The sequence below is a fragment of the Bradyrhizobium ottawaense genome, assembly GCF_002278135.3.
GTDB classification, from domain to species: domain Bacteria; phylum Pseudomonadota; class Alphaproteobacteria; order Rhizobiales; family Xanthobacteraceae; genus Bradyrhizobium; species Bradyrhizobium ottawaense.
Genome location: NZ_CP029425.2, coordinates 7,666,473 through 7,690,495, shown reverse-complemented (window position 1 = coordinate 7,690,495; position 24,023 = coordinate 7,666,473). Strand labels below are relative to the sequence as shown.

The 24,023-nt window shown below is 65.5% G+C and carries 17 protein-coding genes and 1 other RNA gene; 8 read left to right on the top strand and 10 right to left on the bottom strand.

Annotated elements, in window-relative coordinates:
- The first annotated feature begins 18 nt into the window (after window positions 1–18).
- The 3 genes from CIT37_RS35965 to CIT37_RS35955 all read left to right on the top strand — a co-directional run bounded on the left by CIT37_RS35965 (window position 19) and on the right by CIT37_RS35955 (window position 7,570).
- Complete coding sequence (locus CIT37_RS35965; RefSeq protein WP_244611329.1) at window positions 19–2,904, top strand: autotransporter family protein; 2,886 nt, start codon at window positions 19–21, stop codon at window positions 2,902–2,904.
- Window positions 2,905–3,214: 310 nt separating this feature from the next.
- Complete coding sequence (locus CIT37_RS35960) at window positions 3,215–4,408, top strand: efflux RND transporter periplasmic adaptor subunit (protein WP_085968065.1); 1,194 nt, start codon at window positions 3,215–3,217, stop codon at window positions 4,406–4,408.
- A 6-nt stretch (window positions 4,409–4,414) separates the two neighbouring features.
- Entirely contained in the window at window positions 4,415–7,570 is a 3,156-nt protein-coding gene (locus tag CIT37_RS35955) for a multidrug efflux RND transporter permease subunit (protein WP_095424695.1), read from the top strand.
- 120 nt (window positions 7,571–7,690) lie between these two features.
- On the opposite strand, the gene CIT37_RS35950 is transcribed toward CIT37_RS35955, so the two are convergent.
- The 8 genes from CIT37_RS35950 to tkt all read right to left on the bottom strand — a co-directional run bounded on the left by CIT37_RS35950 (window position 7,691) and on the right by tkt (window position 17,242).
- Complete coding sequence (locus tag CIT37_RS35950; RefSeq protein ID WP_038950776.1) at window positions 7,691–8,482, bottom strand: inositol monophosphatase family protein; 792 nt, start codon at window positions 8,480–8,482, stop codon at window positions 7,691–7,693.
- 96 nt (window positions 8,483–8,578) lie between these two features.
- Complete coding sequence (locus CIT37_RS35945; protein ID WP_095424696.1) at window positions 8,579–9,652, bottom strand: tetratricopeptide repeat protein; 1,074 nt, start codon at window positions 9,650–9,652, stop codon at window positions 8,579–8,581.
- An 8-nt stretch (window positions 9,653–9,660) separates the two neighbouring features.
- On the bottom strand, window positions 9,661–10,350 hold the full coding sequence (locus tag CIT37_RS35940; protein ID WP_038950778.1) for a thiamine phosphate synthase: 690 nt from the start codon (window positions 10,348–10,350) through the stop codon (window positions 9,661–9,663).
- Between the two features lie 3 nt (window positions 10,351–10,353).
- Complete coding sequence (locus tag CIT37_RS35935; RefSeq protein ID WP_028142030.1) at window positions 10,354–11,379, bottom strand: class I fructose-bisphosphate aldolase; 1,026 nt, start codon at window positions 11,377–11,379, stop codon at window positions 10,354–10,356.
- Window positions 11,380–11,635: 256 nt separating this feature from the next.
- Window positions 11,636–12,703, bottom strand: a complete 1,068-nt coding sequence (gene fba, locus CIT37_RS35930) for a class II fructose-bisphosphate aldolase (RefSeq protein ID WP_028142029.1) — start codon at window positions 12,701–12,703, stop codon at window positions 11,636–11,638.
- 56 nt (window positions 12,704–12,759) lie between these two features.
- The gene (locus CIT37_RS35925) at window positions 12,760–13,956 is read right to left on the bottom strand and encodes a phosphoglycerate kinase (RefSeq protein ID WP_095424697.1); all 1,197 of its coding nucleotides are present in this window, start codon (window positions 13,954–13,956) and stop codon (window positions 12,760–12,762) included.
- A gap of 144 nt (window positions 13,957–14,100) precedes the next feature.
- Window positions 14,101–15,108: a type I glyceraldehyde-3-phosphate dehydrogenase gene (gene gap / locus CIT37_RS35920; RefSeq protein WP_028142027.1), complete on the bottom strand. Its 1,008-nt coding sequence runs from the start codon at window positions 15,106–15,108 to the stop codon at window positions 14,101–14,103.
- 148 nt (window positions 15,109–15,256) lie between these two features.
- Window positions 15,257–17,242, bottom strand: a complete 1,986-nt coding sequence (gene tkt, locus CIT37_RS35915; protein WP_095424698.1) for a transketolase — start codon at window positions 17,240–17,242, stop codon at window positions 15,257–15,259.
- Between the two features lie 385 nt (window positions 17,243–17,627).
- Here tkt and CIT37_RS35910 point away from each other — a divergent pair, with 385 nt between their 5' ends.
- From CIT37_RS35910 to CIT37_RS35890, 5 genes are all read left to right on the top strand, one after another.
- Window positions 17,628–17,948 (top strand): DUF4164 domain-containing protein, encoded by a 321-nt coding sequence (locus CIT37_RS35910; RefSeq protein WP_028142025.1) that lies wholly within the window; start codon window positions 17,628–17,630, stop codon window positions 17,946–17,948.
- Window positions 17,945–18,328, top strand: coding sequence for a cell division protein ZapA (locus tag CIT37_RS35905; RefSeq protein WP_095424699.1), 384 nt, complete (start codon window positions 17,945–17,947; stop codon window positions 18,326–18,328). Before CIT37_RS35910 ends, CIT37_RS35905 begins: the two co-directional genes overlap by 4 nt.
- Window positions 18,329–18,570: 242 nt before the next feature.
- Window positions 18,571–18,731: non-coding RNA, 6S RNA (gene ssrS / locus CIT37_RS35900), on the top strand.
- Between the two features lie 169 nt (window positions 18,732–18,900).
- Window positions 18,901–19,497 (top strand): 5-formyltetrahydrofolate cyclo-ligase, encoded by a 597-nt coding sequence (locus CIT37_RS35895; RefSeq protein WP_028142024.1) that lies wholly within the window; start codon window positions 18,901–18,903, stop codon window positions 19,495–19,497.
- On the top strand, window positions 19,475–20,299 hold the full coding sequence (locus CIT37_RS35890) for a TIGR00282 family metallophosphoesterase (RefSeq protein ID WP_161966267.1): 825 nt from the start codon (window positions 19,475–19,477) through the stop codon (window positions 20,297–20,299). Before CIT37_RS35895 ends, CIT37_RS35890 begins: the two co-directional genes overlap by 23 nt.
- Before the next feature lie 210 nt (window positions 20,300–20,509).
- On the opposite strand, the gene CIT37_RS35885 is transcribed toward CIT37_RS35890, so the two are convergent.
- Window positions 20,510–21,853 (bottom strand): c-type cytochrome, encoded by a 1,344-nt coding sequence (locus CIT37_RS35885; protein ID WP_095424701.1) that lies wholly within the window; start codon window positions 21,851–21,853, stop codon window positions 20,510–20,512.
- Window positions 21,850–24,018 carry a xanthine dehydrogenase family protein molybdopterin-binding subunit gene (locus CIT37_RS35880; RefSeq protein WP_161966266.1) on the bottom strand — a complete coding sequence of 723 codons (2,169 nt, stop codon included), beginning with the start codon at window positions 24,016–24,018 and terminating at the stop codon, window positions 21,850–21,852. The genes CIT37_RS35885 and CIT37_RS35880 overlap by 4 nt, the downstream gene beginning before the upstream one ends.
- Window positions 24,019–24,023: the final 5 nt, after the last annotated feature.

The following is a 24,023-nucleotide window of genomic DNA, read 5'->3' as shown; positions in this document are numbered from 1 at the left end:
CTCGAAAGAATTTGTTAAGTGTCTTTCGTTGCCCAAACGGCACACGCCGCGTGCTTTCTTTGTAGGAACATGTGGCAATTGTTGTCTGAACGTTTCCGCTCGCCTATCGTCGTGGTTGTCCCTCGTGGACGACACGACAAGAAATCCGCACCCTCGAACGGCGCGGACGCAATTGGAATGAGCATGCGCGAATGCATCGGGGCTGCCTCAACCCGACCACACCACGATGATTCGCTGCACAGGAGTCCGAATCGGACGCAGCGCTCTCCATCCAGCAACCCCCGGACCCGAATGCTTCGCTTGCAGCTGGCGAGCGCGGCAGCGGCGGCGCTGATAGCGCTGTCCCCCCGGTCTGCTTCGGCCCAAAGCTGGGCCGGAACGACAAGCAGCGACTGGACGGTCGGGAGCAACTGGTCCGGTGGCGCGGTCCCAATCGCGGGCAACCTCGTCAACATCAATACGACGTCGCCAAACCCGACGATCCTCGGCGTAGGCGGTGCTGCTGCCGGCGCGACAGGTCGACTGACCGTCGGCAATACGACCGGATCATTCGGCAACCTGACAATTCAGAACGGCAGCACGCTGACGACCAGTGGCGCGACGATTGCGATTGGAGTCGCAGGCGGAAGCAACGGCACCGTCACCGTCAGCGGGGCCGGATCACAATGGACTACATCCGGCGCTCAGATCGAAATCGGCGCCAGTGGCAATGGTACACTCAACATTCAGAACGGCGCCAGAGTTGTCGCCCAAGCAGGAGTGTTGCTCGGAAGCTTCGCCGCCGGCACGGGCACGCTCAATATCGACGGCGGCAGCACGCTCGAGACGACCATCCTGTCTCGCCCCGGTGGGGGAGGAACTGGCCAGGTCAATTTCAATAATGCCATCCTGCGCGCCCGAATAAACAGCGTCGGCTTCATCTCCGCATTCGTGCCGGGAAGCCTCAATATCGCCGCGGGCGGTCTGACTGTCGACACGCAGGCCTTCACTGTAAGCGCGAACAGCGGCTTTTCCGGCGTTGGCGGAATGACCAAGACTGGCGCGGGCACCTTCAATCTCCGCGCCGCCAATACCTATACCGGTGCTACGGTGATCCAGGCCGGCACGCTTGCGCTCGCCAGTAGTGGCTCGGTTGCCGCGTCAAGCCGGGTCGTCGCAAACGGAACCTTCAGCGTCTCGGGCATCACGGCCGCCGGCACGAGCATTCAAAGCCTGGCCGGAACTGGCGCCGTCGCGCTTGGCGCGAAGAACCTCACCATCACCAACGCGAACGATCAGTTCGCCGGTGTGATCGGTGGCACCGGCGGTCTGACGCTCACCGGCGGCATCCAGACGCTGGCGGGAGCCAATACTTACAACGGCGCGACGACTGTGAACGGCGGTACTCTCCGCGCCGGAGCCACAAACACATTCAGCGCGGCCTCGGCCATCACGGTCGCCGCCGGCGGCACGCTCGACCTCGCCGGCTTCAATCAGACGCTCGCCTCGCTCGGCAATGCCGGCACGGTCACCCTCGGCGGTGCGCCGGGAACGACGCTGACAGTGACCGGCAATTATCTCGGCAATGGCGGAATCGTGGAGCTCAACAGCCGGCTCGGCGGCGACGGCTCGCCGACCGACCTGTTGCGGGTGCAGGGAAGCACGTCGGGCGCGTCGTCGCTGCGTGTCACCAATGTCGGCGGCGCCGGTGCGCAGACCACCGAAGGCATCAAGGTGATCGACGTGGTCGGAGCGTCCAACGGCAGTTTTTCGCTTCTGGGCAGCTACGTCTTTCACGGCGAACAGGCCGTGGTCGGCGGCGCCTATGCCTATACATTGCAGAAGAACGGCATCGCCAGTCCCGCCGACGGCGATTGGTACCTGCGCTCGAGCCTGCTCAATCCGCCGGTGGCGACGCCGCCCGGTCCGCTCTATCAGCCGGGCGTTCCGCTTTACGAGAACTACGCGCAGGTGATGCTCGGCATCAACGATCTGCCGACGCTGCAGCAGCGCGTCGGCAACCGCTATTGGGGCGGCAGCGATGCGATGGCGCGCGCCGGCGCCGCGCCGGTGCCGGGCGTGGCTCCGCCGGCGCCCACGGCGTTCTGGGGCCGCATCGAAGGCGGGCATTCCGACTTGCAGTCCTCCAACACCACCGGCTCGACCTACAAGGCCGATCATTTGAAGGTGCAGACAGGACTCGATGGCCTCGTGCTCGAGAACGAGCGGGGCCAGTTGTTCGTCGGCCTCACCGCGCAATATGGCCTGACCACCGCCAATGTCGCCTCGTTCTTCGGCAATGGTCGTATCCGCGTCGAGGGAACGGGGGTGGGCAGCACGCTCACCTGGTATGGCGACAACGGCTTCTATGTCGACGGTCAGGCGCAGTCGATGTTCTACCGCAGCGATCTGTCGTCCGTGCTGGCCGGCAGCCTGATCCACGGCAATGAAGGGTTCGGCTATGCCTTCAGCGCCGAAACCGGCAAGCGGATCGGCATTGGCCGTGGCTGGTCACTGACGCCTCAGGCGCAGCTCTCCTATTCGAAGGTCGCTTTCGACAGCTTTGCCGATCGGTTCGGCGCGCCGGTGTCGTTGCGCGATGCTGACAGCCTGCTCGGCCGCGCCGGCCTTGCCCTCAACCATCAGAGGACCTGGAACGATGGCACGGGTATCGTGCGTTCCGATGTCTACGGCATTGCCAATCTGCGTTACGAGTTCCTCGGCGGCACCAATGTGGACGTGGCAGGTACCGGATTTGCAAATGCGCAAGATCGGCTGTGGGGCAGCATCGGCGGTGGCGGCAGCTACAGCTGGGCCAACGGGCGCTACACCATCTTCGGCGAGGGCACTTACAATACGAGCCTCAACAACAGCGCGGACAACCGCCATTACAGGGGTAGCGGAGGTGTTCGCGTCACCTGGTGATTCATGCGATGTCGCAGGGAATTCGCGTAGTCCGAGGAACCGTGGCCTTTGAGTGTACTCTGCAGTCCGTAACGTTTCGTTGCGATGTTCCGCCGCAGCACGCCGCGATGGAACCTGTCTCACAATCAGGTGAGTCCATAAAAGCTGCATAAGTTCAACAGGATACATTGTGTGACAATGAGCCGCCCGCAGCATGCGTTGCATCGCAGCAGGTGCATTCTATCTTGACGGCATCAGCCGCACGGAATCGCCCAGAACGGGCCGCGCGCGGAGCGTGATCAGTTTCAACAACATCGGGGCACTTAACTTCATGTCAGGACTTCGCGCGCGATCGGCATGCGTTGCAATGATGCTCGCGGCCCTGGCGCCGCTGCTTGGTGCTTGCGACGAATCCAGCTCCGCCGTGTCTGCCGCTCCGCCCGCCTATCCGGACGTCAGCATCGTCATCGTCAAGCCGCAGCCGCGCGCCGTGGTCCGGGAATTGCCCGGCCGCATCGCGCCGACGCGCGTCTCCGACGTGCGGCCGCGCGTCTCCGGCATCGTGGTCGAGCGCTTGTTCCGCCAGGGCAGTGAGGTGAAGGCCGGCGATCCGCTCTACCGCATCGATCCGCGCCCGTTCGAGGTCGAGGTGCTGGCGAACGAGGCGGCGCTCGCCAAGGCCGAGGCCGCTGCGATGCAGGCGCACCAGCAGGCACGCCGCGTCGCTGCGCTCACCAAGGACCGCGCCGCCCCGGAAGCCGAGAACGAAAAGGCGATTGCGGCCGAGCGTCAGGCCCATGCCGAGGTCGAGGGACGCAAGGCGGAACTCTCGCGTGCCAAGCTCAATCTCGACTATGCCACCGTGCGCGCGCCGATCGACGGCGTCGTCGGTGCGGCTCTCGTCAGCGAGGGTGCGCTCGCCGTGCAGAACGAGACCAATCTCGCCACCATTCAGCAGCTCGATCCGATCTATGCCGACTTCACCCAGTCGGTGAACGAGCTCAACCAGCTCCGCCGCGCCTTCGAGACCGGCGACCTCGAGCGCATCGCCTCCGATGCCGCCAAGGTGCATCTGGTGCTCGACGACAACACGCTCTATTCGCTCGACGGCAAGCTGCTGTTCTCCGACGCCAAGGTCGATGCCCACACCGGGCAGGTGACGTTGCGCGGCGAGTTCCCCAATCCCAAGCGCGAACTGCTGCCGGGCATGTATGTCCGCGTCCGCATCGACCAGGGTCTCGATAGCGACGCGATCGCGGTGCCGCAGCAGGCGATCCAGCGCAATGGCGGCGGCGGCAGCGAGGTGTTCGTCGTCAAGGACGACAACCACATCGCGGTGCAGCCGGTGCGCACGGGTTCGGTGCAGGACGGAATCTGGTTCGTCACCGAAGGCCTGAAGGCCGGCGACAAGGTCGTGGTCGAAGGCTTCCAGAAGTTCGCCGCCGGCGACAAGGTCAAGCCGCAATCCTGGTCGGAGGCGGACGCGACCGCGGACAACCGGCACGCCCAGAAGCTCACGCGGTAACGCGCTATGGCGAGTTTCTTCATCGACAGGCCAATCTTTGCCTGGGTGGTCGCGCTGTTCATCTGCTTGATCGGCGCGATTGCCGTGCCGCTGCTGCCGATCGCGCAATATCCGATCATCGCGCCGCCCTCGATCTCGATCTCGACCAGCTATCCCGGCGCCTCGCCCGAAAACCTCTACAACAGCGTCACGCGCCTGATCGAGGAGGAGCTCAACGGCGCCTCCGGCATCCTCAATTTCGAATCGACCAGCGACTCGCTCGGCCAGGTCGAGATCATCGCCAATTTCGTGCCCGGCACCGATACCAGCGCGGCCTCGGTCGAGGTGCAGAACCGCATCAAGCGGGTCGAGGCGCGCCTGCCGCGCGCGGTGATTCAGCAGGGTATCCTGATCGAGGAAGCCTCGAGCGCGGTGCTCCAGATCATCACGCTGAATTCGACCGACGGCAGCCTCGACGAGGTCGGGCTCGGCGACTTCATGATCCGCAACGTGCTCGGCGAAGTCCGCCGCATCCCCGGCGTCGGCCGCGCCACGCTCTATTCGACCGAGCGCTCGCTTCGCGTCTGGGTCGATCCGGCCAAGCTCGTCGGCTACGGGCTTACCGCCGACGACGTCAACAAGGCGATTGCCGCGCAGAACGCGCAAGTCGCCTCGGGCAGCATCGGCGCCGAGCCCTCGACGTCGAGCCAGCGCACTTCCTCACTGGTGCTGGTCAAGGGCCAGCTCTCTTCCCCGGATGAATTCGGCGCCATCATCCTGCGCGCCAATGCCGACGGCTCGACCGTGCGCCTGCGCGACGTCGCACGTATCGAGGTCGGCGGCCTCAGCTACCAGTTCAACACGCGCCTGAACGGCAAGCCGACCGCCGGTCTCTCGGTGCTGATGTCGCCGACCGGCAATGCGCTGGCGACCGCGAGCGCGGTCGAAGAGAAGATGAAGGAGCTGTCGCGGTTCTTCCCGGCCAACATCTCCTACGAGATTCCCTACAACATCACGCCCGTGGTCGAGGCCTCGATCAAGAAGGTGCTGATGACGCTGGTCGAAGCCGTGGTGCTGGTGTTCGTGGTGATGTTCCTGTTTCTGCAGAACATTCGCTACACCATCATCCCGACCATCGTGGTGCCGGTGGCGCTTCTCGGCGCCTGCACCACGCTGCTGCTCGCCGGCTACTCCATCAACATGCTCTCGATGTTCGGCATGGTGCTCGCGGTCGGCATCCTCGTCGACGACGCCATCGTCGTGGTCGAGAACGTCGAGCGCATCATGGCCGAGGAAGGCCTGTCGCCGAAGGAAGCGACACGCAAGGCGATGTCGCAGATCACGGGCGCCATCATCGGCATCACGCTGGTGCTGATGGCGGTGTTCGTGCCGATGGCGTTCTTCCCGGGATCGGTCGGCATCATCTACCGCCAGTTCTCGGTCACCATGGTCGCGGCGATCGGCTTCTCCGCCTTCCTCGCGCTCTCGCTGACGCCGGCGCTGTGCGCGACGCTGCTCAAGCCCATTGCCAAGGGGCATGGCCATTCGACCAACTTCGTGTTCAGCCGGTTCAATCATATGCTCGAGGCCTGCCGGTTGCGCTACGCGCGCACCGTCGGCTTCTCGCTGAAGCGGACCGGCCGGCTGATGCTGGTCTATGTCGCGCTGCTCGTCGGCCTGTCCTGGGCCTTCGTCAGCCTGCCGGGCGGCTTCCTGCCGATCGACGACCAGGGCTTCGTCACCACCGACGTGCAGACGCCGTCGGATTCGTCCTATCCCCGCACCGAGGCCGTGATCGAGAAGGTCGAGAAATATCTCGCCGAACGGCCGGGCGTGAAAGATGTCACCTTCCTCACCGGCTTCAGCTTCTCCGGCCAGGGCATGAACACCGCGCAGGCCTTCATCACGCTGAAGGACTGGTCGGAGCGTGGACCGAAGGATTCCGCCGCATCGATCGTCAACGACATCAATCGCGATCTGGGGGCGTCGATCCGCGATGCCAAAATCTCCGCGCTGCAGCCGCCGCCGATCGACAATCTCGGCAATTCGTCGGGCTTCTCGTTCCGCCTCCAGGACCGCGGACAGAAGGGCTATCCGGCCTTGATGCGCGCCGCCGATCAGTTGATCGCGGAAGCCAACGCCAGTTCCGTGCTTCAGAAGGTCTATGTCGAGGGCCTGCCGGAGGCCGGAGTGGTCAATCTCATGATCGACCGCGAGAAGGCCGGCGCCTTCGGCGTCACCTTCGAGGACATCAACAACACGATCTCGACCAATCTTGGCTCGAACTACATCAACGACTTCCCGAACCGCGGCCGCATGCAGCGCGTCGTGGTGCAGGCCGACGCCCGCGACCGCATGCGGACCGAGGACATTCTCAACTACAACGTCAAGAACAGCCGCGGCCAGTTGGTGCCGTTCTCGTCCTTCGCCACGGTGGAATGGGCGCGAGGCCCGACCCAGATCGCAGGCTTCAACTATTATCCGGCAGTGCGCATCTCCGGCGAGGCCAAGCCCGGCTTCACCTCGGGTGATGCGATCGCCGAGATGGAGCGCCTTGCCGGCCGGCTGCCGCGCGGCTTCGGTTACGAATGGACCGGTCAGTCGCTCCAGGAGAAGCTGTCGGGCTCGCAGGCGCCGTTCCTGCTCGGTCTGTCGGTGTTCGTGGTGTTCCTGTGCCTCGCCGCGCTCTACGAGAGCTGGACCATTCCGCTCGCGGTTCTGCTCACCGTGCCGCTCGGCATCGTCGGCGCGGTGATCGCGGCCATGCTGCGCGGCCTGCCCAACGACGTCTATTTCACCGTCGGCCTGATCACCATCATCGGCCTTGCGGCAAAGGACGCGATCCTGATCATCGAATTCGCCAAGGATCTGCGCAAAGAAGGCAAGCCGCTGGTGGAAGCCACCATCGAGGCCTGCCGCCTGCGCTTCCGCCCGATCCTGATGACGGGCCTCGCCTTCATCTGCGGCGTGCTGCCGATGGCCATCGCGCACGGTGCCGGCGGCGCCAGCCAGCAGGCGCTCGGCAGCATCGTGATGGGCGGCATGATCGCCGTGGTGATCCTGGCTCTCTTGATGGTGCCGGTGTTCTTCGTCTCGGTGCAGCGCGTGCTGGCGGGGGACAGGGAGCCGAAGGCGGCGAAGCAAGGCGAGCCGTACGGCCCGCCGGCGCCGGTCAAGTCATAAGGCAAACTGTCATGCCCAGCCTGGTGCGCAATTGCGCACGGGGGCGGGGCATCCAGTACGCGGCGGCTTCTCCGGATCCCACTAGCGTCTCAGCGGAGTGATTGGCTCGCGCGTCTACTGCTACGCAGGCTTCCGCAAAATCTTCACCAGCTCCCCGTGCACGTACTCATTCCCGCACACCACGTGCCCGGTGATCAGCGCATCCCCCGGCGTTGCGATATCGCTCACCGTTCCCCCCGCTTCGCGCACCATCAGCATGCCGGCGGCGATGTCCCAGGATTGCAAATTGCGCTCCCAATAGCCGTCGAGGCGGCCGGCGGCGACGAAGGCGAGGTCGAGCGAGGCGGCGCCGAAGCGGCGCAGGCCCGCGACGCGGTCCTGGATCGCGGTCATCTCGCGGCGGAATTCCTCGTGATCGCCGCGGCCGATATGGGGCAGGCCGCAGGCCACCACGCATTCGTTGAGCTGGCGGCGGCCGGCGACGCGCAGGCGCTGGTCGTTGAGGAAGGCGCCCTTGCCGCGCTCGGCGATGTAGAGCTCGTCATTGGCGGGATTGTAGATCACGCCCGCAATGATCGTACCCTCGCGCACGAGGCCGATCGAGATCGCGAATTGCGGGATGCCGTGCAGGAAGTTGGTGGTGCCGTCGAGCGGATCGACGATCCAGGTGTGGCTCTTGTCGGAGCCCTCGCGGGTGCCACCCTCCTCGCCGATGAAGCCGTAGCCGGGCCGCGCCTTGGCGAGGTCCTGGTAGAGAATCTCCTCGGCACGCTTGTCGGCGAGCGAGACGAAATTGGCCGGCCCCTTCAGCGAGACCTGCAGATGCTCGATCTCGCCGAGATCGCGCTTGAGGCTGCGGCCGGCGCGCCGCGCGGCTTTGACCATGACGTTGATAGTGGCGGAATACAGCATGAGCTCTGGTCTTGATCGGGGGAAAGGGCGGGAAATCGCGCCTGTTTGGGGATTGGGTGCCCTGCAAGGGCCCTCAGGTCAAGTCATTGCGTCAAGTCATTTGGTCCCGAGCCATTTCTTGGCGGCGGCCTCCGCCTTGGTCCGGTCCTCGGCGGGCAGGTCGGACAATTGCTTGTCGAGCTCCGGGTCGCCCTTGCCGGCGGTTTTGGCCACCAGGTGCCATTTGAAGCCCTCGACCTTGTCCACGGACGTGCCCACGCCGTTGATCAGCACCCACGCCAGCCGGTTCTGCGCGATCGCGCTGCCCTGGCGGGAGGCCTTGCGGAGCAGGGCGACGGCAGCCGGCTGGTTCTTCGGGGTGCCGGTGCCGTTGAACATGGCGATGGCATATTCGACCTCGGCGTCGACATTGTCGGCGAGCGAAGCGGCCTGGAGGAGCCGCACCGAGCGTTCCGGGTCCTTCGGCACGCCGGTGCCCTCCTTGTAGAAGGTCGCCAGCGCGTATTGCGCCTCGGGCAGGCCTGCATCGGCGGCCTGGCGTAGCAGCTCGGCCGAGCGCTTCACGTCCTGCGGCAGGGTCTGGCCGTCGAGATAGAGCAGAGCGAGGTTATAGGCCGCCCTGGGCTCGCCGAGCTTGGCGGCGGACGCCATCAGCTTGACCGCCTCGCTCTTGTCGATCGGGCCGCCGCGGCCCGAAATGCGCAGCATGGATAGCGCGAACATCGCCTCGCGGTCGCCGGCATCGGCCGCGCGCTTGTACCATTCGGCTGCCTTGGCGTAGTCGCGCCGCATGCCCATGGCATTGGAATAGAGCTCGCCGAGCATGGTCATCGCCTTGGGATCACCGGCTTGCGCGCGGGCGGTGGCGAGGTCGAACGCGGTCTTGTACTGGCCGCGCTGATAGGCGCCGAACACCAGATCGACATTGGAATTGTCGCTGGAAGGCGCAGGGATCACGGTCGCCGGCTTGGGCGAGGAGGTCGGCTTGGGCGAAGCTGACGGCTTCGGCGCCGGCGCGGCCTCCTTCTTCTTGGTGATCGTGTGCGGCTTGGGCTTTTGCTTCTCGGCAGGCGCGCTCGGCGTCGCATCCGGCGGGGTGATCTGGAGCTGCGCGGCTGCGGGCACTGTGAGCAGCAGCGTGGCCAGCATGGTGATGCAGGGAAGCTTCATGTTGGGCGCTAGCCGTGCTCCTGGCTCGCAGGATTTTGGCTGGCCGTCGCCGTCGCATGGGCTTTCTTGATCGCAGCGTCGACCTCGATCAGCGCGGCCTTGGGCCCGCGCGGATCGGCCCAGATGAACTCGCCGACCAGGACGAAATCGGCGCCACTGGCAGCAAAGTCGTGGGCTTCCTGCAGCGACATGGCAAAGCCGACGCAGGGCGGCTCGAACAGCTCGGCCCACCAGTCGAGCCGTTCCGCGATCGCTTGCGCCGAGGGGCGCTGGCCTTTCGCATCGGGCTCGCCGAACAGCACGTAATCCGCTCCCATCTCGCCCGCATCCATGGAATGGTGCCGCGTCGTCAGCCCGCCAACCCCGGCGATGCGATCGGGCTTGAGCGATGGCAGTGCCTCTTTCAGCGCGGCGATGCCGGGGAGGTGCGCGCCGTCGGCGCCGCCGCGCGCGACCAGCTCGGCATGGTCCTCGACGAGCAGGGCGGCGCCCGCTTTCTGCACCGGCGGCGCGAGCGCCTTGATGCGCGAGATCATGGTGCGCTGGTCGGTCTCCTTCAGCCGCAGCAGCACGGCTGCGACGTCGGCGGCGGCGAGCAGGCCCGGCAGCTCGGCGACGAGCGCAACGGGATCATCGACGACGGGCGTCGCGAGATAGAGGCGCGGCGCCGGGCGCGGCGGAGGCGGTTTGTTCGACAAGATCTAGGCTGCCTTCTTTTCCAGGCTACTTTGCCATTCGCCCTTGGAGGCGAGGCCGTTCATGCGCGCGCGATGGCTGAAGGCGCGCTGGCCGGCCGCGACGTTCTCGGCCTTGCCGGACCAGGCCTTCTGCGGTGCGGCCTGCAGGGCGCGGCCGTAAGAGAAGGTCAGGCCCCAGGGCAGCGGACCGAGCTTGTGCATGGCGTTGAGATGCGCGGTCGCCTCTTCATCCGATTGGCCGCCGGAGAGGAAGGCGATGCCGGGCACCGCCGCGGGCACGCAGGCCTTGAGCAGCCGGACCGTCTTTTCCGCGACCTCCTCGACGGAGGCCTGCTTCGGGGACTTCTTGCCGGATATCGCCATGTTGGGCTTGAGCACCATGCCTTCGAGCGCGACGCGCTGCACGCGCAATTCCTGAAACGTCTTGTTGAGCACGCGGGTGGTCACCTCATAGCAGCGGTCGATGTCGTGATCACCGTCCATCAACACCTCGGGCTCGACGATCGGCACGATCTGTGCGGCCTGGCACAGCGCGGCATAGCGCGCCAGCGCATGGGCGTTGACGCTGATCGCGGTCATCGAGGGGATGCCGCTGCCGATGTCGATCACCGCGCGCCATTTTGCGAAGCGCGCGCCGCGCTCATAGTACTTCTTCAGCCGTTCGGCGAGCCTGTCGAGCCCGACCGTCACGAGCTCGCCCGGGCACATCGGCAGGGCCTGCGTGCCTTCGTCCACCTTGATGCCGGGAATGGCGCCGCTCTGTTCGATCAGCTTCACCAGCGGCGTGCCGTCCTTGGCATCCTGCCAGATCGTCTCGTCATAGAGGATCACGCCGGAAATATACTGGCTCATGGCCTCCGTGGAGCGGAACAGCATCTCGCGATAGTCGCGGCGGTTGTCTTCGGTCGAGTCCACGCCGATCGCGTCAAAACGCTTCTTGATGGTGCCCGAGGATTCGTCGGCGGCGAGGATTCCCTTGCCTGATACGACCATGGCGGTCGCGATTCTGTTGAGCTCAGTCAGATTCATCGAGAGGTCCTCCCAAAACGATTCTGCCCTTGCCCGTGAAAATAGACCGTTCTCGGGCAATTGCCGAGTTAACGTTCGTCGCAGGGGTAAGGGGCTTTCCGTCATTCCGGGATGCGCCGAAAGGCGCAGGCCCGGAATCCATAACCCCAGGCTGTGGTTATGGATTCCGGGCCCACGCGGAGCCTGTCATCGTGCCGCGCATTCGCGCGGGCCCGTTGGCGTGTCCCGGAATGACCCGGGAATGGGCTCGAGGGGATTACGCGACCTTCGGATCCAGCTCGCCCTTGGCGTAGCGCTTGGCCATCTCGGCGGTGGTCAGGACCTTCTTGATCTTGGAGGCCTGGCCCGCGGTGTTGAACTCCTGGAGCCGCTGCTTGCACAGCTTGGTCATGGCTTCCATCGCCGGCTTCAGATATTTGCGCGGATCGAACTCTTCCGGATTGTCCTTGAGCACTTTCCGGATCTGGCCGGTCATGGCCATGCGGTTGTCGGTGTCGATGTTGATCTTGCGCACGCCGTTCTTGATGCCGCGCTGGATCTCGGCCACCGGCACGCCCCAGGTCGGCTTCATCTTGCCGCCATTGGCGTTGATGATCTCCTGCAGGTCCTGCGGCACCGAGGAGGAGCCGTGCATCACCAGATGCGTGTTCGGCAGCTTGCGGTGGATCTCCTCGATCACGTTCATGGCGAGGATGTCGCCGTCCGGCTTGCGGGTGAACTTGTAGGCGCCGTGCGAGGTCCCCATCGCGATCGCGAGCGCGTCGACCCTGGTCTCCTGGACGAACTTCACGGCCTCGTCCGGATTGGTCAGGAGCTGGTCGTGGCTGAGCTTGCCCTCGGCGCCGTGGCCGTCTTCCTTGTCGCCCATGCCGGTCTCGAGCGAGCCGAGCACGCCGAGCTCGCCTTCCACCGAAATGCCGCCGAGATGGGCCATGTCGGTCACGGTCTTGGTGACGCCGACATTGTAGCCCCAATCGCCGGGGGTCTTGCCGTCGGCCTTGAGCGAGCCGTCCATCATCACCGAGGTGAAGCCGGCCTGGATCGCGGTCATGCAGGTCGCCGCCTCGTTGCCGTGGTCGAGATGCACGCAGACCGGGATGTGCGGATAGATTTCGGTGACCGCGTCCATCATGTGCTTGAGCATGATGTCGTTGGCGTAGGAGCGCGCACCGCGCGAGGCCTGGATGATGACGGGCGCATCGACCTGGTTGGCCGCGTCCATGATCGCCAGCGCCTGCTCCATATTGTTGATGTTGAAGGCCGGTACGCCGTAATCGTTCTCTGCCGCGTGGTCGAGCAATTGACGTAACGTGATCCGAGCCATCTGTCTTTTTCTCCCGTTGGGGCCTTGCGGGGCCGCTGATTACTCGCCGATCTGGCTTACTTGACGCGCAAAACCTCGACGCCGGGCAGAGGCTTGCCTTCCATCCATTCGAGGAACGCGCCACCGGCGGTCGAGACATAGGTGAAGTCACCGGCCACATGGGCCTGGTTGAGCGCCGCGACGGTGTCGCCGCCGCCTGCGATCGAGATCAGCTTCTTGGCCTTGGTGCGCTCGGCGGCGTGCCGGGCGGCTGCGACCGTGCCGCGATCGAACGGCTGCATCTCGAAGGCGCCGAGCGGTCCGTTCCAGACCAAGGTCGCCGCGTCGTCGATCGCGGCGTGGACGCGGGCGATCGATTGCGGCCCGACGTCGAGGATCATGCCGTCGGCCGGGATCGCATCGAGCCCATAGGCGTGCGACGGCGCGTTGGCCGCGAAATGATAGGCGACGGTGGCGTCGACCGGGAGGATGATGGCGCAGTTGGCGGCTTCCGCCTTCTCCATGATGCGCAGCGCGGTCGGCGCGAGATCCTTCTCGGCCAGCGACTTGCCGACGCCGACGCCCTGGGCGTGCAGGAAGGTGTTGGCCATGCCGCCGCCGATCACGAGCGCGTCGACCTTGCTCACGAGATTTTCGAGCAGGTCGATCTTGGTCGAGACCTTTGCGCCGCCGATGATGGCGATGACAGGCTTGGTCGGCGAGCCCAGCGCCTTCTCCAGCGCATCTAACTCGGCCTGCATGGTGCGGCCGGCATAGGCCGGCAGCTTGTGGCCGAGGCCTTCGGTCGTGGCGTGGGCGCGGTGCGCCGCCGAGAACGCGTCATTGACCCAGATGTCGCCGAGCTTCGCCAGCTCCGCGACGAAGGCCGGATCGTTCTTTTCCTCTTCCTTGTGGAAGCGGGTATTTTCGAGACACAGGATGTCGCCGTCGTTCAGGCCAGCGACGGCCTTCGCCGCGGGCTCGCCGATGCAGTCGTCGGCGAAAGCGACCGGCTTCTTCACCACCTTCGACAGCGCTTCAGCGACAGGCTTGAGCGAGTCCTTGGCATCGCGCCCCTTCGGCCGGCCGAAATGGGCGAGCAGGATGACCTTGCCGCCCTTGTCCGAGATCTCGGTGATGGTCGGCGCGACGCGCTCGAGCCGGGTCGTGTCGCTGACGCGGCCATTGTCCATGGGCACGTTGAGGTCGACGCGCAGCAGCACGCGCTTGCCCTTCACATCGACGTCGTCGAGGGTACGGAATTTGTTGGCCATCTCTCTTGTCCCGGGCGCAGCGCAGCGCGGAGCGATGCGCTGCAGAACCGGGACCCACATGACAGCGAGTCCCGCAATTGAATGGGTCCCGGCTCTGCGGAGCAGCGCTTAGCGCTGCGCCGCGTCCGGGACACGAGACCTTGCTTAGATCACCTTCGCGATCGCGACGGCGGTGTCCGCCATGCGGTTCGAGAAGCCCCACTCGTTGTCGTACCAGGACATCACGCGCACCAGCGTGCCGTTCTGCACCTTGGTCTGGTCCTCGTGGAAGGTCGAGGAGTGCGGGTCGTGGTTGAAGTCGATCGAGACGTTCGGCGCGGTGGTGTAGCCGAGGATGCCCTTGAGCTGCTGCTCGCTGGCGCGCTTCATCGCCGCGTTGATCTCCTTGGCGTCGGTGGCGCGCTTGGCGATGATCTTGAGGTCGACGACCGAGACGTTCGGGGTCGGCACGCGGATCGCGACGCCGTCGAGCTTGCCCTTGAGCTCCGGCAGCACGAGGCCGATCGCCTTCGCAGCACCCGTCGATGTCGGGATCATCGACATCGCCGCCGCGCGGCCGCGATAGAGATCCTTGTGCATCGTATCGAGCGTCGGCTGGTCGCCGGTATAGGCGTGGATCGTGGTCATGAAGCCGGTCTCGATGCCGACGAGATCGTTCAGCACCTTGGCGACCGGCGCCAGGCAGTTGGTTGTGCAGGAGCCGTTCGAGATGACCAGGTGCTCCTTGGTCAGCGTCTCGTGGTTGACGCCGTAGACGATGGTGGCGTCGGCGCCGTCGGCGGGCGCGGAGACCAGCACGCGCTTGGCGCCGGCGGTCAGATGCGCGGACGCCTTGTCCTTCGAGGTGAAGATGCCGGTGCATTCCATCGCGATGTCGACGCCGAGATCCTTCCACGGCAGCTTCGAGGGATCGCGCTCGGCGGTCACCTTGATCTTGCCGCCACCGAGATTGATCGAGTCGCCGTCGACGGTCACGGTGCCGGGGAAGCGGCCATGGACGCTGTCGAAACGAAGCAGATGGGCGTTGGTCTCGACCGGACCGAGATCGTTGATGCCGACGACCTCGATGTCCTTGCGGCCGGACTCGGCGATGGCCCGCAGGATGTTGCGGCCGATGCGGCCAAAACCGTTAATTCCGACGCGGACTGCCATGTTTCGTCTCCTTCAATGACCGTTGTCATCCCGCACAACGCGCTATGCGCGCCTGCGAGGGTTTTTTAGGGGCGGGCGCCCGGTTCGGCCGGGCGGTGCTTGATCATATGAGAGACTACGTAGTCCTTTTTTGCGGCAAGCTCAACTCTCAGGAAACGCGCTTCAGCACAGCGTTAACCGCGGCCTCGGCGGTAATGCCGAAATGCTTGTAAAGCTCCTTTGCAGGGCCGCTTTCGCCGAACGAATGCATGCCGATGAATTCGCCATCCTGGCCGATCACGGCATCCCAGCCCCAACGCACGGCGGCCTCGATCGCGATCTTGACCGGCGCGTTGCCGATGATGGCGGCGCGCTTGGCCTCTGGTTGCGCTAACAACAGCTCGAGCGAGGGAACAGAAACAACCCGTGACGCGATGCCGCGTTCGGCGAGCTGCTTCTGGGCGGCGACCGCGATCTCGACCTCGGAGCCGGAGGCGAACAGCGTCGCCTTGGCTTCGCCCTGGGCTGCGACCAGCTCGTAGGCGCCCTGTGCGCAAGGGTTGTCGTTCGGCACGGTGGAGCGCAGCTGCGGCAGGTTCTGGCGCGTCAGCGCCAGCACGGTCGGGCCGTCGATGCGGTTGAGCGCAAGCTCCCAGCACTCGGCGACCTCGATGGAATCGCAGGGACGGAACACGCGCATGTTGGGAATGGCGCGAAGCGCGGCGAGATGCTCGATCGGCTGGTGGGTCGGGCCGTCTTCGCCGAGGCCGATGGAATCGTGCGTCATCACGTAGACGACGCCCGAGCCCATCAGCGCGGCAAGGCGCATCGCAGGACGTGCATAGTCGGTGAACACCAGGAAGGTCGCACCGTTCGGCGCGAAGCCGCCATGCAGGAAAATGCCGTTCATCGCCGCGGCCATGCCGTGCTCGCGAATCCCGTAATGGATGAAGCGGCCCTTCGGCGTCTTGGCCGAGAACGCGGTCGCCGATTTCGCCTTGTTGTTGTTGGAGCCGGTGAGATCGGCCGAGCCGGCCAGGAATTCCATCGGCATCGCGCCGGCGATGACTTCGATCACGGCTTCCGAGGATTTGCGGGTCGCCGCGGTCATCGGCTTTTCCAGCAATTCCTTCTTGTATGCGCGCACGGCCTTTGCGAGCGAGGCGGGACGTTCATGGCGCAGGCGCCGCTCGAATTCTGCGCGCTTGCGGCTGCCGAGCTCGCCGAGCCGGCCCTCCCATTCCTGGCGCGCCGCGGCGCCGCGGCTGCCGGCGTCACGCCACGCCTTCAGCACGTCGTCGGCGACCGCGAACGGCTCGAGCGAGATGCCGAGATTTTCCTTGGCGGCCGTGAGCTCCTCGGCCCCTAACGCCTCGCCATGCACCTTCGAGGTGCCCTGCTTGTGCGGCGCGCCGAAACCGATGGTGGTGCGGCAGGCGATCAGCGTCGGCTTGCCGGATTTCTTCGCGCGCGTGATGGCGTCGGCGATCGCCGCCTGATCGTGACCGTCGATTCTCTCGGCGGCCCAGCCCGCCGACTTGAAGCGCTTCACCTGGTCGACGGAATCGGAGATCGAGGTCGGGCCGTCGATCGAGATGCCGTTGTCGTCGTAGAGCACGATCATCTTGTTGAGCTTCCAGTGCCCGGCCATCGCGATCGCTTCCTGCGACACGCCTTCCATCAGGTCGCCGTCGGAGGCGAGCACATAGGTGTGGTGATCGACGATCTTCTTGCCGAACTCGGCAGCGAGCATCTTCTCGGCGAGCGCCATGCCGACCGCGGTCGAGATGCCCTGGCCGAGCGGGCCGGTCGTGGTCTCGATACCCCTGGTGCGGAAATTCTCGGGGTGCCCCGGGGTCAGCGAGTCGACCTGGCGGAACTGCTTGATCTGGTCCAGCGTCATCTCGGAATTGCCGGTCAAATACAGCAGCGAATAGAGCAGCATCGAGCCGTGGCCGGCCGAGAGCACGAAGCGGTCGCGGTCGGGCCAGGCGGGCGCGGCGGCGTCGAATTTCAGGAATTGCGTGAACAGCACCGTGGCGATGTCGGCGGCACCCATCGGCAGGCCGGGATGACCCGATTTCGCCTTCTCGACGGCGTCCATCGAAAGGCCGCGGATCGCGTTGGCCATACGGGTGTGATCGACCTGCGTCATGTCTGAAATCCGTCTGAAATGAGGCGCTTGGAGGCGGTGTACGCCCGCGCGGGAGGAGCCTGGCGGCCACTGAAGGTCGGGGCTGGGATAGCACCTCGGTTCCGGGAGTCCAAGGCAGTCAAACGCCGATTCGGCCGTAAAAGTTGCCTGCGGCACGCTCCGAAAGTGGAGTCCCGTTTCGGAGGTGATCGCGCAGGCAGGAACCCACGGGTCGGGATGATCCGCGCCTGATCTAGCAGTGCATAGTTTCGCGGCGGCGTTGCGCTCGGCTAGCTTGCCACGTAAATTTCTGCTTCTAACCGCTTGCCGAACCGAGTCTTTTGCCGGACGGCACGCCCCAGGAAAAGGCCACTGGGCAAGGGCCATAGGTTCCGCCGCTGACTACATGAACGATCGCGTGTCCAACAGTTCCGCCATGACGGAGTCCTCCGCGGTCGAGATCGAGATCGCGACCCGCAGGCTGATGTCGGCGCTCGACGCGCTCGAAAGCGCGGTCGAGCGGCGGCGCGACGCCGATCGCGACGAGAACGAGCTTGCGGCGCGAATCCAGGCGCTCGGCGCGGACCGCTCGCGGCTCGCCGACGAGCTCGACGGCGCGCTGGTGAAGGCGCGCAAGCTCGAGCGCACCAATCGCGAGATTTCCGATCGGCTGGATTCCGCGATCGTCACGATACGCTCGGTGCTCGATACCGGAGAGGACGGATGAGCCACATCAACGTCACCATCAATGGCCGGCAATACCGCATGGCCTGCGAGGAGGGCCAGGAGGTGCGGCTGCTCAAGCTCGCGGAAAGCCTGGAGACGCGGATCCAATCGCTGCGCGGAAAATTCGGCGAGATCGGCGATGCGCGCCTCACCGTGATGGCGGCGCTGACCGTCTGCGACGAGCTGGTCGATGCCGGCAACCGTGTCCGCACCATGGAGCAGGAGCTGACCGAGCTCAGGGACTTCCGCAACGCCGAGGTCGAGCGCGCCAGGATGACGCAGACCGCCGTGGTGAATGCCCTGAACGCGGCGGCCGAACGCATCGAGAAGTCGACCCAGGTCCTGAACCGGACCGTCGGCAACGGCATCGCGATCGGCTGACGTTCACCCTCCCCTGGAGGGGGAGGGTCGATCGCGCGTAGCGCGAGCGGGGTGGGGTGATCTCTCCACACGAACACTGTTGGAGGTGGAGAGACCGTCACCCCACCCCGCTACGCATTTCGCTTCGCTGCATGCGTAGCGACCCTCCCCCTCCAGGGGAGGGTGGCATTGCGAGCGAGGGCCGCGAAAGCGACCCGCTCGCCGGGCTGGCGATTCGTCAGTATCGTTGTTACATTGCGCGGGCGAGGCTGCGACGCGCGTCAGGAGCCATATATCCCCGGGGCCTTATCGATCCTTTAGGGAACTGTCCCTGGCCGGGCCCGTGGGCCCGGACATATGGTGCCCACCTACTTTCGTAGGGAACTCCGGGATCGAGTGCTTCAACGGCGTACGCGGCTTCGCACTTTTGTTTGCTTGGTTTGTGCCTGTTGAAACGACTGCGGCCAGTCAACAGGTGTCATGCCCCGGCTTGGCGGGGCATCCAGTACGCCGCGGCCTTTGTGTGAATCACTGCCGCCTCTGGAATACTGGATCACCGCATTCGCGGGTGACGACGTGGGGGACCAAAGCGAATGCCCAACTCCAAAGCCGAGCTCCGCGCCAAAGCCCTCGCGGCGCGCGATGCGCTCAGCGAGAAGAAGCGCAGCGCTGCCGCCGCAAAGCTCGCCAAGCGCGGACTGCCGTTCGATCTCTTGCCCGGCAGCATCGTCTCCGGCTATTCGCCGATCCGCAGCGAGATCGATCCGATGCCGCTGCTGCAGAAGCTCGCCGAGCAGGGCGCAAAGCTGGCGCTGCCTTGCGTCACCGCGCGCGGCCAGTCGCTGATCTTCCGCATCTTCCATCCGAACGATCGCCTGATGCTCGGTCCGCTCGGCATTCCCGAGCCGTCGCCGGCCGCAAGCGAAGTCATCCCGGATATCATGCTGACGCCGCTGGCGGCGTTCGATCGTCTTGGCCATCGCATCGGCTATGGCGCGGGGCATTACGACTTCACCTTCGCGCATTTGCGCAAGGCCAAGAATATCGTCGGCATCGGGCTCGCTTTTGCAGCGCAGGAGATCAAGGCGGTTCCGGCACTATCCCACGACGTCGCGCTGGATTATGTGCTAACGGAATCGGACGTGTTCGATTTCCGGAGTTCTGAAGTTGCGCATTCTCTTCGTGGGTGACGTCGTCGGCCGTGCAGGACGCACGGCAATCGCCGAATATCTGCCCGGCATGGTCAAGGATTGGTCGCTCGATTTCGTCGTCGTCAACGGCGAGAATTCCGCGGGCGGCTTCGGCATCACGGAAGCGATCTATCAGGAGTTTCTCGACGCCGGTGCCGACGCGGTCACGCTCGGCAACCATTCCTGGGACCAGCGTGAAGCCCTGGTGTTCATCGAGCGTGCCGAGCGCCTGATCCGGCCCGCGAACTATCCGCGCGGCACGCCCGGCCGCGGCGCAGCCCTGGTCGAAACCAAGAACGGCAAGCATGCGCTCGTCGTCAACGCCTTGGGCCGCGTCTTCATGACCCCGTTCGACGATCCCTTCGCGGCGCTGGAGCGTGAGCTTGGCGCCTGTCCGCTCGGCGTCGCTGCGGACGCCATCGTCGTCGACTTCCATTGCGAGGCAAGCAGCGAGAAGCAGGGCATCGGCTTCTTCTGCGACGGCCGCGCCAGCCTCGTCGTCGGCACGCACACCCATGTGCCGACCGCCGACCACCAGATCCTCGCGGGCGGCACCGCCTACATGACCGACGCCGGCATGACCGGCGACTACGATTCCATCATCGGCATGCAGAAGGAAGAGCCGCTGCGCAGGTTCACGTCGGGGATTCCGTCGGGACGATTCGAGCCGGCGGCGGGCGCTGCGACGCTGAGCGGCGTCGCCGTGGAGACGGATGATGCCACCGGCCTCGCGCTGAAGATCGCGCCGGTGCGCGTCGGCGGAAGGCTGGAGCCGGCGACGCCGAAGTTCTGGTTGAGCTGAGTAGCGGCGCGTCAAACTCAGTGTCGTCCCCGCGCACGCGGGGACCCATACCCACAGGGAGAAGTGTGAGGCAAAGCTCCCACTCCGAATTCTCGCCAAACCACTCCCTGTGGGTATGGGTCCCGGATCTGCGCTTCGCTTGTCCGGGACGACAGCGGAGATTGACACGCGCGATTGCGCATCAATCTCGCTGCAAGTACCGCCACCGTACTACTCCGCCGTCTGTCCCCGCAGCTCCGCGACATCCTTCGCCGTCAGCTTCGAGCCCTTCGTCCCGAACCGCGCCGTGACGTAGTTCGCCACCGCCGCGATCTCGTCGTCGGTGTAGGCGTTGCCGAACGCCGGCATCGACAGCGCGCCATCGGGCGTGTGGCGCTTGGTGCCTGACAGCACGATCTGCGCGACGTTGGTGGCGGCGGGGTCGTTGACGGCCCAGGTGCCGGTCAGCGTTGCCATCGGCGAGACCGGGCTCTCGCCGCTCCAGCCGTGGCAGCTGGCGCAGGCGCTGGCGAACACCTTCTTGCCGCGTGCGTCCGCCGTGACGCCGTCCTTGTGCGAGGCGGGGGCGACGGGTGCCGTGGTGGCGGGCAGGTCGGGCGAGGGCACCGGCGGCACGCTGCGCAGATAAGCAACGATGCTGCTGATGTCCTCTGGCGCGAACTGGCTAAAGCTGTGGTCGACGGCTTCACCCATCGGGCCCGAGGCCGAGCCGTGGCCCGGCGCATGGCCGAGCGACAAATAGGAGATCAGATCCTGGTCGCTCCAATTGCCGAGACCCGTCGCCTTGTCGGAGGAGATGTTGAAGGCGCGCCAGCCCGCCGTGATCGCGCCGGCGAACTTCTTGCGGTTATCCAGCGCAAAACCGAGATTGCGCGGGGTGTGGCATTCGCCGCAATGCGCCAGCGCTTCGACAAGATACGCGCCTCTGTTCCATTCCGGGCTCTTCGAAGTATCAGGCGCAAAGCGCGTGTCCGGATTGAACACGGCCGACCAGGCAATCATGGCCCAACGCTGGTTGAACGGGAACGACAGCGTATTCTCCGGCGCCTTCGCGCGCACCGCCGGCAGGCTGAACAGATAGGCCTTCACCGCCAGCACGTCCGCGTCGGTCATGAATGTGTAGGACGTGTACGGCATCGCCGGATAGAGCCGGGCGCCGTCGCGACGCTGGCCGTGCTGGACCGCGTTCAGGAAATCCTGGTCGCTGTAATTGCCGATGCCGGTGTCCTTGTCCGGCGTGATGTTGGTGGAATAGAGCGTGCCGAACGGCAGCTTGAAGGCGAGCCCGCCCGCATAATCCTTCTCGCCGGGCTTGGTGTGGCAGACCATGCAGTCGGCCGCCTTGGCGAGATATTCACCGCGTTCGACCAGGCTCGCTTTCTCCAGCTTGGCCGGCACGCCGGTCGGCTTGCCGGCGCGGTAATCCGTCAGCGCCACCTTCGTGCCGCCCGCGAAATCGAGCGGGCCGGGCCCGCGGATGATCCAGACGCCGAGCCCTGCTGCGAGGATGGCGATCGCAGCGACGCTTGTGAGGATACGCATCTTCCCGCTCATGCCTTCTTCCCCGCAGCCAGCAGTTTTCGGTCAATGGGCAGGCGCCGCAGCGCCACGCCGGTTGCGGCAAAAATCGCGTTGCGCAGCGCCGGCGGTCCGGCGTTGACGCCGGCCTCGCCGATGCCGCCGGGCGCCTCGCCGCTCTTGACGACGATCACCTCGATCTTCGGCGTCTCGTTGATGCGCATCATGCGATAGTCGTGGAAGTTCGACTGCTGCACGCGGCCCTTGTCGATCGTGATCTCGCCATAGAGCGCGGCGGTGAGGCCGAAGATCAGCCCGCCCTCGATCTGCGCCTTCACGGTGTCGGGGTTGACGGCAATGCCGGTGTCGACCACCGAGGTGATGCGGCGGAGCACGATCTCGCCGATGTCGTCGATCTCCGCCTCCACCACGGTCGCGATGAAGCTCGCGAATGACGGCTGCACGCAGACGCCGCGGCCGACTCGCGGAGGCAGCGGTTGAGCCCAGCCGGATTTCTCCGCGACCTGGTTGAGCACCGCGAGCATGCGCGGGTTCTTGGTCAGCATGGACTTTCGGAACTCGATCGGGTCCTTGCCCGCCTTGCGCGCGAGCTCGTCCATCGCGCATTCGACCGCGAACACGTTGTTGTTCGGGCCGACGCCGCGCCAGAAGCCGGTCGGCACCGACAGCGGCTCGGCGCGGACATATTCGACGTGGAAATTGGCGAAGTCGTAGGGTGCATCGACCGCGGCATCGATCGCGTCGATGTCGATGCCCTTCTGGAACGCCGGCGGCAGCCAGCGCGCCAGCACGGCGGAGCCGGCAACCTTGTACTTCCACCCCGCGACCTTGCCGTCGACCAGCGACGCAGTGATCTGGTCGCGATAGACCGGACGGTAGACGTCGTGCTGGATGTCCTCCTCGCGGGTCCACACCACCTTCACGGGGTAGTCGACCTGTTTTGCGATCTTCACCGCCGCGATCACCATGTCGGGTTCGAGCTTGCGGCCGAAGCCGCCGCCGAGCAGATGGTTGTTGACGATGACCTTGTCGACCGCAAGCCCAGCGGCCTTCGCCGCCTCCGACTGCACGCGCGTCATGATCTGCGTGCCGGTCCAGATCTCGCAGGAATCGGATTTGACATGGACGGTGGCGTTGATGGGCTCCATCGATGCATGCGCCAGGAACGGCAGCTCGTAAGCCGCCTCAAACTTGTCGCCGCTCGCCAGCGCCTTGGCGATGTCGCCGTCGGATTTGGCGACCGCGCCGTCCTTCTGGCTGGCCTTGCGCAGATCGTCCCAGACATCCTTCGTGGTGATCGCAGCGTTGGGTCCCTCGTTCCACTCGATCTTGAGGGCTTCGAGGCCCTTCTTGGCCGCCCACATGTGATCGCCGATCACGGCGACCATGTCGTCGAGCACCACGACCTTGCGCACGCCAGGGAGCTTCACCGCGGCGCTGTCGTCGACCTTGCCGACCTTGCCGCCGAACACGGGGCAGGCGGCGACGGTCGCGAACTTCATGCCGGGCAGGATCGCGTCGATGCCGTAGACGGCCTTGCCGTTGACCTTGTCGGGCGTGTCGAGCCGCTTCAGCGGCTGGCCGATGATGACGAAGTCCTTGGGGTCCTTCAGCGCGACATCCTTCGGCGGGGTCTGTCCCTGGGCAGCGAGCGCCAGCGCGCCGTAAGCGAGCTTGCGGCCGCTGGCTTCATGCGCGACCTCGCCCTTCGACGCCGTGCAGCTCGCGGGCTCGACGCCCCATTGGGCGGCCGCGGCCTGCACCAGCATCGCGCGCGCGGTGGCGCCGGCCTTGCGCAGCGGCGTCCACCAGGCCCGGATCGAGTTGGAGTTGCCGGTGACCTGCAGGCCGAAGGTCGGATTGCCGTAGAGCTTGTCGTTCGGCGGGGCGTGCTGCACCTCGACCTTGCTCCAGTCGGCATCCAACTCTTCGGCGAGCACGGCGGAGATCGAGGTATAGGTGCCCTGGCCCATCTCGACCTGCGGCATCATCAGCACGGTGCGGCCGGTCTCGTCGATGCGGATGAAGGCGTTGGGCGCGAACTTGCCCTCGGTTGCATCGGGCGGCTGCACCGGTTCGTTGACGGCCGCGCGCAGCGGCAGATGGAAGGCGAGCAGGAAACCGGTGGCGAGACCGCCGGTCAGCAGCGCGCGGCGGGAGACGCTGTTATGTGCATTCATGGTGG

What these genes read in the sequence shown, in the direction of transcription:
- tkt (WP_095424698.1), bottom strand. Translation starts at nt 17,242, where the DNA reads ATGACGCAGGTCGATCACACCCGTATGGCCAACGCGATCCGCGGCCTT.
- CIT37_RS35885 (WP_095424701.1), bottom strand. Translation starts at nt 21,853, where the DNA reads ATGAGCGGGAAGATGCGTATCCTCACAAGCGTCGCTGCGATCGCCATC.
- gap (WP_028142027.1), bottom strand. Translation starts at nt 15,108, where the DNA reads ATGGCAGTCCGCGTCGGAATTAACGGTTTTGGCCGCATCGGCCGCAAC.
- CIT37_RS35935 (WP_028142030.1), bottom strand. Translation starts at nt 11,379, where the DNA reads ATGAATCTGACTGAGCTCAACAGAATCGCGACCGCCATGGTCGTATCA.
- fba (WP_028142029.1), bottom strand. Translation starts at nt 12,703, where the DNA reads ATGGCTCGGATCACGTTACGTCAATTGCTCGACCACGCGGCAGAGAAC.
- CIT37_RS35955 (WP_095424695.1), top strand. Translation starts at nt 4,415, where the DNA reads ATGGCGAGTTTCTTCATCGACAGGCCAATCTTTGCCTGGGTGGTCGCG.
- CIT37_RS35960 (WP_085968065.1), top strand. Translation starts at nt 3,215, where the DNA reads ATGTCAGGACTTCGCGCGCGATCGGCATGCGTTGCAATGATGCTCGCG.
- CIT37_RS35945 (WP_095424696.1), bottom strand. Translation starts at nt 9,652, where the DNA reads ATGAAGCTTCCCTGCATCACCATGCTGGCCACGCTGCTGCTCACAGTG.
- CIT37_RS35880 (WP_161966266.1), bottom strand. Translation starts at nt 24,018, where the DNA reads ATGAATGCACATAACAGCGTCTCCCGCCGCGCGCTGCTGACCGGCGGT.
- CIT37_RS35925 (WP_095424697.1), bottom strand. Translation starts at nt 13,956, where the DNA reads ATGGCCAACAAATTCCGTACCCTCGACGACGTCGATGTGAAGGGCAAG.
- CIT37_RS35910 (WP_028142025.1), top strand. Translation starts at nt 17,628, where the DNA reads ATGAACGATCGCGTGTCCAACAGTTCCGCCATGACGGAGTCCTCCGCG.
- CIT37_RS35895 (WP_028142024.1), top strand. Translation starts at nt 18,901, where the DNA reads ATGCCCAACTCCAAAGCCGAGCTCCGCGCCAAAGCCCTCGCGGCGCGC.
- CIT37_RS35950 (WP_038950776.1), bottom strand. Translation starts at nt 8,482, where the DNA reads ATGCTGTATTCCGCCACTATCAACGTCATGGTCAAAGCCGCGCGGCGC.
- CIT37_RS35905 (WP_095424699.1), top strand. Translation starts at nt 17,945, where the DNA reads ATGAGCCACATCAACGTCACCATCAATGGCCGGCAATACCGCATGGCC.